The following is a 9,833-nucleotide window of genomic DNA, read 5'->3' on the forward strand; positions in this document are numbered from 1 at the left end:
ACGTGTGAACCGCCCGCCGGGCCCATTGACCCGGCTCGCCGGGCCTCGCCAGACTCGGTCCTCGGCTGCCGCGGCGGGCGCGCAGCTCCACCACCTCGTGACCAGGGGGCTTGATGACCGGCCGGGTTCTTCCGTACGACGTACAGGGCAGCGGTCCGCACCGCGCGCTCGTGCTGCACAACTGGTTCGGCGACCGGACCAGCTTCGCTCCGCTGCGGGCCGAGCTCGACGACGGCGCCGGATCGTACGCCTTCCTCGACTGCCGCGGTTACGGGGAGGCGATCGACGCCGACGGTGCGTACACCATGGAGGAGGTCGCGGCGGACGCCCTCGCCGTCGCCGACGACCTCGGCTGGGACTCCTTCTCGGTCATCGGCCACTCCATGGGCGGCAAGGCGGCCCAGCTGATGCTGCTCGACGCGCCCGAGCGGGTCCGCTCGATCATCGGGATCTCCCCGGTCTCCGCGGCCGGCTTCCCGCTCGACCCGGACACCTGGGAGCTCTTCGCCGGGGCCGCCGAGAACCACGGCAACCGCCGCGCCATCATCGACAACACCACCGGCGGCCGGTACGGCGACGACTGGCTCGGCGGCCTCGTCGACCGCTCCGTGCGGCGCTCCTCGGCGGCCGCCTTCCGCGCCTACCTGGACTCCTGGTCCCGCACCGACTTCCACGAGCGGGTCCGCGACAACCCGGCGCCCGTCCTCCTCGTCGTCGGCGCCCACGACCCGGCGCTCGGCAAGGAGGCGATGGAGGCCACCTGGCTGCGCTGGTACCCCAACGCCCGCCTCGAAGTGCTGCCCGACGCCGGGCACTACGCCCCCGAGGAGACCCCGAAGGCCCTCGCCGACGCCATCGAGGCCTTCCTCGCGGCCTGAGGAGGGGCGGGGCGGCGCCTGACGGGAGACCATGGGGGCGTGACCCTGACGATCCTGACGGCGGCGGTCGCCGCGGCCGCGCTGGTCTGCCGCCTGGCCGTGCTGGAGCTGCGCGCCCCCGGCACCGCCCGCCGCGTCCTCGCGTTCACCCGGGACCGGCGCGCGCTGGCCGCCGGGCTCGTGGCGGGCCTGCTGCTCGCCGGGGCCGGCTGGCGGGCCGCCGGACCCGGCGCGCTGGCCTGGGCGGCCCTCGCGGGTGTCCTGGTGGCGGCGCTGTCCGGGAACGGGAAGGGCCCCGCCCTCCGCGCTCGCGCGCGGGGGACGGGGCCCGAGGGCTCCCGGAATCAGGAGTAGTAGCCGAACAGGTCGGCGATGACGTGCGCGGTCCCGGTGTTCGGACGGAAGTCGATCTTTCCGTTGACGACGGGGACGGTCACGAGGTTGGCCACCGTCTGACCGGTGGTCCAGTTGATGTTGGACGCGTTGGGCAGCGCGGTGCCGTCCGGCCAGACCGTCAGGAAGCCGCCCGCGGTCGGGGCGGTGACGGTGACGTTGAGCACCACCGCCTTGGCGTTCTGGAGGGTGTGGCCGTCGTTCAGGTCCAGGACCTGGGTGACGCCGCCCTTCATCGGGTTGGTCGTGGCCGCGCCCAGGGCGTACCGGGTGTCGAGCAGACGCGCCGGACCGGCCGAGTGGAAGGACGCGCCCTCGGCGCCCGCCGTGTAGTAGCCGAAGACGTCGGCGATGAAGTGCACGGTGCCGGAGCCGGCGTTGTACAGGTTCACCGTGCCGTCGGGGCCGATCGGCAGGACGACCATGTTCGGCCGGGTCTCACCGGTCAGCCAGTTGATGTTCGACGCGGTCGGGCGGGTCGCGCCGCCGGGGTACGCGATGAGGTGACCGGTCGACTTCGGCGCGGTCGCCGTCACGTTGAGCACCACGGCGGTGGCACCCGTGGCCGGGACGCCGCCGTTGCCGGCGACCGCCAGCGAGACGGTGCCCTTGCCGGCGACCGGGGCGGTGCCGGCGCGGCCCACTCCGGTGCGGGTGTCGAGGATGCGGGCCGGGCCGGTCGGCAGGTAGGTGCCGCCGCCGGGCGCCGTGGAGAAGTAGCCCGAGATGTCGGCGATGAAGTGCGTCGTGCCGCCACCGGCGTTGTACAGGGAGACCGTGCCGTCCTTGCCGACCGGGACGGTCACCAGGTTCGGGACGATCTGGCCCTTCAGCCAGTTCATGTTCGACGAGGACGGGCGGGTGGTGCCGCTCGGGTACGCGATGAGGAAGCCGGCCGCGCTCGGGGAGACGGCCGTGACGTTCATGACCACGGAGGTCACGCCCGTCGTCGGGACGCCGCCGACGCCGGTCACCTTCAGCTTGACGGTGCCGTTCGCGGCGACCGGGGCGGTGCCGGTGCGGCCGATGCCGTACCGCGTGTCGAGGACACGGGCCGGGGTGAGCGCGTTGAACCTGGCGGCGGGGGAGGGCGCGACGGCCTTGCACAGGCCGGCGACGATCTCACGCCCGTTCGGCGTGCCGAGACCGGTGGCGAGGTCGTAGCCCGCGCCGGCCTGGTAGAGGCCGGCGGAGTTGCCGGACTGCGTCACGTTGTTGTGGCCGGTGGTGACGTCGCGGAAGGCGGTCGACGGCAGCTTGTACAGGGCCGGCTGGACGTAGCCGACGGAGCCGTTGGCCTGGCACGCGAGGTCCTGGTTGGCCTGGCCGATCAGCGCGGCCCACACCGGGGCGGCGCCACTGGTGCCGCCGATGATGTTCCAGTACTGGCCGGCGCCGTAGGCGACCGGGTAGCCCGTGTTGTAGTCGGCGAGGCCCGCGACGTCCGGGACCTGACGGCAGGTGCCCGAGGCCGTGGCGCAGGCGTTGGTGTAGCCGGCGCCGGTGATGCCGGACTGGAAGCCGCCGGCGGGCACGGTGAAGCGCCGGGAGACGCCGCCGCCCGAGCCCACCCAGGTGGTCTGCGCGGAGACGGAGTCCCGCATCGTGGTGCCGCCGACGCTCAGGACGTACGGCGAGACGGACGGGAAGTCGGCGACCAGCTTGTCCTGGTTCAGCTTTCCCGGAGTGGGGTTGCCGTTGTCGTCCGGGACGAAGCACCCGGTCGAGCCGCTGTCACCGGAGGCGACGACGACCGTCTGCCCCTGGGCGGCGGCCTGCTGGAAGATGAGGTTCTCGGCGTCCTGCGTGGACGTCGGGGTGTTCATCTCGCACAGGCCCCAGCTCACCGAGACGACCTTGGCGCGGTTCTCGTTGACGATCTGGCGGTAGACGGCCGTGCCGTCGTTCCAGGTGTTCGGGCCCTGGTAGACGAGGATCTTGGACTGCGGGGCCTGACCGATGATGGTCTGGACGTCCAGCGCCGTCTCCAGGCCGACCTCGTTGGTCGGGGTGATGGCCTCGGTCGGACCGCCGTTGACCTTCACCGAAGTGACCGGCACCTTGGTGCGGAAGCAGCGCTGGAACTCGGCGTTGTCCCGCGGGTCGTAGTTCTCCAGCGAGTAGACCGCGATGGTGGTGCCGGTCTGCACGTTGGGCTGGTTCGCCATGTTGTACTGCGCGGCCAGCGAGCGCGGCGCCCAGTAGTCCTTGGTGTCGTGCGCCGGCGGGTCCGAGGCGTAGAGATCCGAGACGTCGGCGCACATCGCCGGGGTGGTCCCGGTCAGCCGCGGCTGACGGCCGGTCGGGGCCGCGTCCGCCGCGTCCGCCGTCTTCTTGCGGGCCTGGCCCTTGGCGCCGGTGTTGCGCGGCTTGTACGACCCCAGGGTGCTCAGGCCGACGACCGTGCGGACCTCGTCCGCGACCCGGCCGTCGACGGCGGGGGCGGTGGTGTTGACGAGACCGGAGGTGCCGTCCGCCAGGCGGTAGCCGTCGAACTCGGTGCTGAACGCCTTGCCCGCCTTGGCGACGGTCGTCGTCACCGGCAGCGTGAGGCCGTCGGCCTCCAGCGCGCCGACGGTCAGGCCCTTCGCCTCCAGCTCGGCGCGCACGCGCTCGACCGCCGCCGGCTCGGCGCCGAAGACCTTCGCGAACTCGCCCGTACCGAGGTACTGGCGGTAGCGCGGGGATCCCGGCGTGGAGACCTCGGTGACGAAGCGCTGGAGCGCGGCCGGGTCCCGGGGCTCCAGGACGACGCTCAGTTCGAGCGCCTTGCCGGGGGCCGGGTCGGCCGTGCGGACGGCGCCCTGCGGGACCTTCGGCGTGGCGCCGATCCGCTGCGGGCCCGGCTTGTCCGCGACCGGCGCCGCGACGGCGGTGGCCGGGACGGTGGCCGCGGCGACGGCCAGGGCGGCGACGGTGGCCGCACCCCATCTGAATGCCTTCTCACGGGCGGTTCGGCCCATGCACACGCTCCCTTTCACGTTCCGCGTCGCGCGGCCGCGCGGGCAGGGAGCAGCCCGGGAAGGAGAGGTGACGAGGCAGTTCGCCGGGCGTGGCGTGCTGACGCCGGGCCCGGCATGCGTGGAATCCCCCCGGGTGCCGTCCCCGCGCCCGTACAGGCGGCAGAGCGACGACCAGAAGTGAAGATGTATCAGTCCCGTATTCGTGTTCGGGTCGGCGGGGTGGTGTTTTTTACCGGACCGTGATCACGGGGGCGGTTTCCGGCCGTAAGTTACCCGGCGGTTTCTCGTGACTTCCCGGGAACTCGCCAGTAGAACATGTTCCCATTCGCTCAAGAGTGAGGAACATCACGTGAGTGACACACCCGTTCCGGCCTCCCCTTCCGGAGGCATCAGCCGTCGTCGGTTCGTCAGTGGAACCGGTTCCCTTCTCGGTGGTCTCGCCCTCGCCGGACAGGTCGCGGCGGCGAGTGCCGCGACACCGGCGAGCGCGGCCGAGGTCGCCTCCGTATCGGCGCCGATCCCGTCCGGCGCCCACGTCCCCGTCCTCGTCGTCGGCACCGGCTACGGAGGATCCGTCGCCGCGCTCAGACTCGCGCTCGCCGGAATCGACGTCCACATGGTCGAAATGGGGATGGCCTGGGACACGGCGGGACCCGACGGAAACATCTTCGCCAACACCACCAAGCCGGACTACCGTTCCTACTGGCTGCGCACCCGGACCAAGCAGCCCCTCAGCAACTTCCTGGGCTTCCCGCTCGACAAGGACGTCCCCTGCTACACGGGCATCCTCGACGCCGAGGACTTCGCGGGCATCACCGTCTACCAGGGCCGAGGTGTCGGCGGCGGCTCGCTCGTCAACGGCGGCATGGCCGTCACCCCGCGCCGGGAGCTCTTCCCCGGCATCCTCCCCACCGTCGACCCGGCCGAGATGTACGGCACCTACTACCCGCGCGCCAACGCCGGACTCGGCGTCACCGAGGTCGACCGGTCGTGGTGGGAGAGCGCCGACTGCTACCAGTACGCGCGCGTCGGCCGCAAGCACGCCGAGCGCTCCGGCTTCCCCTTCGTCTTCGTGCCCAACGTCTACGACTGGGACTACATGAAGCAGGAGGCCATCGGCACCGTCCCCAAGTCCGCGCTCACGGGCGAAGTCATCTACGGCAACAACCACGGCAAGAAGAGCCTCCAGAAGTCCTATCTGGCCCGGGCAGCCGAGACCGGCCGGGTGTACATCTCCCCGCTGCACCGGGTCACCACCGTCACCCCGGCGGCCGAGGGCGGCTACACCGTCGTCATGGAGCGGATCGACAACGCGGGCGCCGTCGTCCAGACCAAGAGCGTCACCGCCGACCGGGTGTTCTTCGCCGCCGGCAGCGTGGGCACCAGCAAGCTGCTCACCAAGCTGAAGGCCACCGGTGCCCTGCCCGCCCTCAGCGACCGGGTCGGCAAGAACTGGGGCGACAACGGCAACGTCATGTGCGGCCGCGCCAACCACATGTGGGACCCGACCGGGAAACTCCAGTCCTCGATGCCCACGGCCGGCATCGACAACTGGGACGCCGGCGGCGCCTTCGCCGAGGTCGCCCCCCTGCCCACCGGGATCGAGACCTACGCCTCCTTCTACCTCTCCATCACCAAGACCCCGCACCGCGGCACGTTCAGCTGGAACGCGGCCACCGGGCGCGTCGACCTCGACTGGGACCGGTCCTGGAAGCAGACCTCCATCGACGCGGCGAAGACCATCTTCGACAAGATCAACGCCAAGGAGGGGACGATCTACCGCACCGACCTCTTCGGCGCCTACAAGATCTGGGGCGACCACCTCACGTACCACCCGCTCGGCGGCGCCGTCCTCGGCGAGGCCACCGACAACTACGGCCGCCTGCTCGGCTACGACGGTCTGTACGTCATCGACGGCGCCCTCATCCCGGGCAGCACCACCGTCAACCCCTTCGTCACCATCACCGCGCTCGCCGAACGCAACATCGAGAACATCATCGCCACCGATCTCTGACGGGGCGGAACGCGAGGGGGCCGGCCGGGCGCGACGCCCGGCCGGCCCCCTCGGCGTTCAGTGGGTGGGCAGCACGCACACCGAGTCGAGGCCGAGCACCCGGTTGAGCCGCCCGAAGGCCAGCCACGAGCCCAGGCTCATCGTCAGCTCCACGATCTCGACCTGGCTGTACGCGCCGGTCATCCGCGCCCAGAACTCGTCGTCCAGATGGTGATGGTCCAGCGCGTACCGCTCGGCGTACTCGGCGGCGAGCCGGGTGCGCTCGTCGAAGGCCTCCGTGGTCCGCCAGGCCAGAAGCGCCTCGGGGAACGCGTCCTCGACCTTCTCCCCGTCCCGGTCGGTCCGCCAGTCCAGACAGAACCGGCACCCGTTGATCTGCGCGATCCGCAGCCGCGCCGCCTCGAACTCGCGCAGCCCGAGCGTCGTATGGGCGTACACCGACAGCGAGAAGTTCGCCGCCGCCATCCCGATCCCGGGCACCATGTCGCCCCACACGTACCCGATCGGCTCCTGCCCCTCGGGAATGTCGATGATCACCGCAGTCTCCTTCCCAGTCGTCCGACCGCCGGCCTGAGCGGCACGTCCAGCGCGTCGTACAGCCCCGGCTCGGCCGCCACGAGCCAGTCGATCGCCCCCACGAGACGGCCCACGGCGGTGGCGTTGCCGCCCGCGGACCGGTTCTCGCCCTCGTCCGTCGCCTCGACCGTGACCTCGATCCGGGGCCTGCCCTCGACGATCACCCGGTGCGCCCCCGAACCGTCCGGCGGCACCGGCCAGTCCGGGGCGCAGTCCGGGTGGATCCGGGTCACGTGCTCGATGACAAGCCGCGGCTCGCCGTCGACGATGCCCTGCACCTCGAAGCGGACCGCGCCCTGCGTACCGGCCGCGAACTCGCCCATCGTCCGGGTCCGCACCGTCGCCTCCAGGGGGCGCCGCTGGAGCGTCTCGCGGATCTCGTCGAGCTGGACCCCCAGCGCCCGGGCCATCAGCCGCAGTTGGCCGCCCCACACCATCGTCGGCACCGAGGGCAGCAGCATCGGCGGCTCGTACTCCATGGGCTGCCCCATGCCGACGAGATAGCGGACCGACTCCTCCTGCTCGTACGTCGAGTAGTCGAAGATCTCCTGGCAGCGGATCGCCTCCACCGTGCTGCCGAGCCCGCTGACCAGCAGCGGCAGCACGTCGTTGCCCCAGCCCGGGTCGACCCCGGAGGCGAACAGCGAGCCGCCGCCCTCCTTCACCGCCGCGAGCACCGGCTCGCGGAACTCGTCGGGCGCGCCCCGCTGGTCGTACAGCGGGTACAGCGCGGGCGTCACCACCACCGCGCCCGCCCGCACCGCCCGTACGACATCGGCGAGCGCCTCGTCGGGGCGCATGTCGCCGGAGGCCGCGTACACCACGGCGCCCGGTGCCTGCGCGAGGACCGCCTCGACGTCGTCCCGGGCCGTGACGCCCAGGTCGTGCCCGAGCCCGGCCAGCCGGCCGGCGTCCCGGCCGACCTTGTCCGGGTTGGCGACGAGGACGGCCGAGAGTTCGAGCTCCGGGTGGGCCGCGACGGCACGGATGGCCGCGCGCCCGACATTTCCGGTTCCCCACACCACCGTCGGAATCATGCGCGGAGGGTAGCGCCGGGGGTGCGAGGTTCCCAGAGCCGCGACAGGGCTTTGCTGACGGTCTTTCAGATCGGGGCTTCACGCCTTTGGAACACGGCCCGGTCGGGTGAGGCGAGCAGCGCCCCGAGCGCGTCGAGGAGCTGTTCGCGCTGCCCCTCCCGCCAGGGCAGGAGGGAGCAGGGGCCGTTGTCCAGGGCCCGGGCGAGCGGGACGAGGACCGCCGCGCGGGCGGCCGTCGGCGGGAGCTCGCCGACCCGCCGCACCACGGTCTCGCAGACCTCCACCGCGTCGCCGTACAGCAGGATCTGGGTGTCGTGGTCGCGTTCGCCCGCCATCCGGACGAGCAGCCGGCCCGCCTGGACGAGGAGCCGGGGGTCGATCCGCCCGCCGCGCAGCAGACCCGCCAGGTCCGCCGCCTCGGCGAGCAGCCGGGCCTGGGCGGGGGAGACGGTGTCGATGCCGACCGGGTCCTCGATCAGCGCGGTCGTCGCGGCACGCCGGTTGCCGGAGGCGAACGCGTCCGCGAGGACCCGGAGGCAGGGCCGTTCGGTGTGGCAGATGAGGTGCAGCAGGGCGGCGGCCCGGGGGTCCAGCGGCTGGAGGGCGCGCACCGCGGGCCGGGTGAGTCCGTGCACCAGGCCGAGCACCCGTAGGTACGGCACGTCGGCGGCCTCTCCGAGCCGGTCCAGGAGCGCGAGGCCGACGTGGGCGGATGCGAGGTCGGGTGCCGTACGGACCAGATGGCGGCCGAGCGCGCGGGCGGCGGGCTCGTCGGTCAGGTGCATGTGGTCGACCGCGTAGGTCACCGTCCGGCCCCTGACCGGGAGTTCGGCGAGGCGGTGCCGTACCGCCTCGGCGGTGGCGCCGGGGTCGCTGCCGGGTGGGCCGAGGAGCGGGCCCAGGGCCTCCTGGACGGCGGCGACGCCATCGCTGTGCCGCAGCGGGGCGGTACCGCGAGGAGCCCCGGCGTCGTCCGGGGGCGGATAGGGGTCCGTGGGCAGTCGCCCCTCCGGCTCGGCGTCGAGCCGGGCGCGGGCGTACGCGTAGAGGGAGGGATGGGAGGGCCTGGAGGCGAGCGGCGGGCGCTCTTCCTCGGCGCTCACCGGGCGGAGGTGTACTCGATTCCGTCGATCATGCCCCCGATGCTGCCGCACCGGGGGCCGGCCCGTCCAGCGACTTCCGGAGACGGACTAGGCCGTGTTTTGAAAGTGGGCTTCGCCGCTCGCGCTGTGTCGTGATGATCGCGGTGTGGGGCGAGGGGATCTTTCTGACGAGCAGTGGGCCGTGCTGGGGCCGATGCTGCCGGTGGCGATGCGGGGCAGGCCGGCGGTGGGTCGGCGGAGGCTGGTCGATGGGATTCGGTGGCGGGTTCGGACCGGTGCTCCGTGGAGGGATCTGCCGCACGAGTACGGGCCGTGGCAGACGGTCTACGGACTCTTCCGCCGCTGGCAGCGTGACGGCATCTGGACTGTGCTGCTGACCGGGCTGCAGGCCCGGGAGGACGCGGCAGGGCTGATTACGTGGGAGGTCAACGTGGACTCCGCGATCTGCCGGGCCCATCATCACGCCGCAGGTGCCCGCCGCGACGGACATGCTCAGAACGAGCCGCCGGGCGGCCTCGATGTCGAACCCGACGACCTCGGCCTGGGTCGGTCCCGCGGCGGTTTCACTACGAAGATCCACCTGGCCTGCGAACAAGGCCAACGGCCGCTGTCCCTGCTGGTCACCGCCGGACAGCGCGGCGACAGCCCCCAGTTCGCTGCCGTTCTGGAAGGCATCCGAGTGCCCCGCACCGGGCCCGGTCGTCCCCGTGTCCGACCTCTTCGGGTGCGGGGTGACAAGGCGTATTCCTCCCGCGCCAACCGGGCCTACCTGCGAAAGCGCGGGATCCGCTGCACGGTCCCGGAGCCTGCCGACCAGGTGGCCAACCGCAAGCGGCGCGGGAAGGCCGGTGGGCGGCCTCCGGCCTTCG

The 9,833-nt window shown here is 72.4% G+C and carries 8 protein-coding genes; 4 read left to right on the top strand and 4 right to left on the bottom strand.

Annotated features, from left to right (window positions below; translation table 11 throughout):
• Positions 1-113: 113 nt before the first annotated feature.
• Positions 114-878 (top strand): alpha/beta fold hydrolase, encoded by a 765-nt coding sequence (locus ABTZ54_RS17235; RefSeq protein WP_351663679.1) that lies wholly within the window; start codon positions 114-116, stop codon positions 876-878.
• 39 nt (positions 879-917) lie between these two features.
• On the top strand, positions 918-1,232 hold the full coding sequence (locus ABTZ54_RS17240) for a hypothetical protein (RefSeq protein ID WP_351663681.1): 315 nt from the start codon (positions 918-920) through the stop codon (positions 1,230-1,232).
• Here ABTZ54_RS17240 and ABTZ54_RS17245 read toward each other — a convergent pair.
• Positions 1,223-4,234: a protease pro-enzyme activation domain-containing protein gene (locus ABTZ54_RS17245; protein ID WP_351663683.1), complete on the bottom strand. Its 3,012-nt coding sequence runs from the start codon at positions 4,232-4,234 to the stop codon at positions 1,223-1,225. The genes ABTZ54_RS17240 and ABTZ54_RS17245 overlap by 10 nt on opposite strands.
• Positions 4,235-4,583: 349 nt before the next feature.
• On the opposite strand from ABTZ54_RS17245, the gene ABTZ54_RS17250 reads away from it, so the two are divergent.
• Entirely contained in the window at positions 4,584-6,248 is a 1,665-nt protein-coding gene (locus ABTZ54_RS17250; protein WP_351663685.1) for a GMC oxidoreductase, read from the top strand.
• Positions 6,249-6,305: 57 nt separating this feature from the next.
• Here ABTZ54_RS17250 and ABTZ54_RS17255 read toward each other — a convergent pair whose 3' ends face one another.
• From ABTZ54_RS17255 to ABTZ54_RS17265, 3 genes are all read right to left on the bottom strand, one after another.
• Positions 6,306-6,785, bottom strand: coding sequence for a carboxymuconolactone decarboxylase family protein (locus ABTZ54_RS17255; RefSeq protein WP_351663687.1), 480 nt, complete (start codon positions 6,783-6,785; stop codon positions 6,306-6,308).
• Positions 6,782-7,861: an NAD(P)H-dependent amine dehydrogenase family protein gene (locus ABTZ54_RS17260; protein WP_351663689.1), complete on the bottom strand. Its 1,080-nt coding sequence runs from the start codon at positions 7,859-7,861 to the stop codon at positions 6,782-6,784. The genes ABTZ54_RS17255 and ABTZ54_RS17260 overlap by 4 nt, the downstream gene beginning before the upstream one ends.
• Positions 7,862-7,926: 65 nt before the next feature.
• Positions 7,927-8,964 carry a hypothetical protein gene (locus ABTZ54_RS17265; protein ID WP_351663691.1) on the bottom strand — a complete coding sequence of 346 codons (1,038 nt, stop codon included), beginning with the start codon at positions 8,962-8,964 and terminating at the stop codon, positions 7,927-7,929.
• Positions 8,965-9,109: 145 nt separating this feature from the next.
• Here ABTZ54_RS17265 and ABTZ54_RS17270 point away from each other — a divergent pair.
• Positions 9,110-9,833: IS5 family transposase (locus tag ABTZ54_RS17270; protein WP_351663693.1), on the top strand; the 724-nt coding region annotated here is incomplete at its 3' end.

The organism is Streptomyces sp. NPDC094032, from assembly GCF_040303965.1.
GTDB lineage: Bacteria > Actinomycetota > Actinomycetes > Streptomycetales > Streptomycetaceae > Streptomyces.

Bases quoted from the DNA above. Each gene is read 5' to 3' on its own strand.
- ABTZ54_RS17245 (WP_351663683.1), bottom strand. From the start codon at position 4,234: ATGGGCCGAACCGCCCGTGAGAAGGCATTCAGATGGGGTGCGGCCACC.
- ABTZ54_RS17235 (WP_351663679.1), top strand. From the start codon at position 114: ATGACCGGCCGGGTTCTTCCGTACGACGTACAGGGCAGCGGTCCGCAC.
- ABTZ54_RS17260 (WP_351663689.1), bottom strand. From the start codon at position 7,861: ATGATTCCGACGGTGGTGTGGGGAACCGGAAATGTCGGGCGCGCGGCC.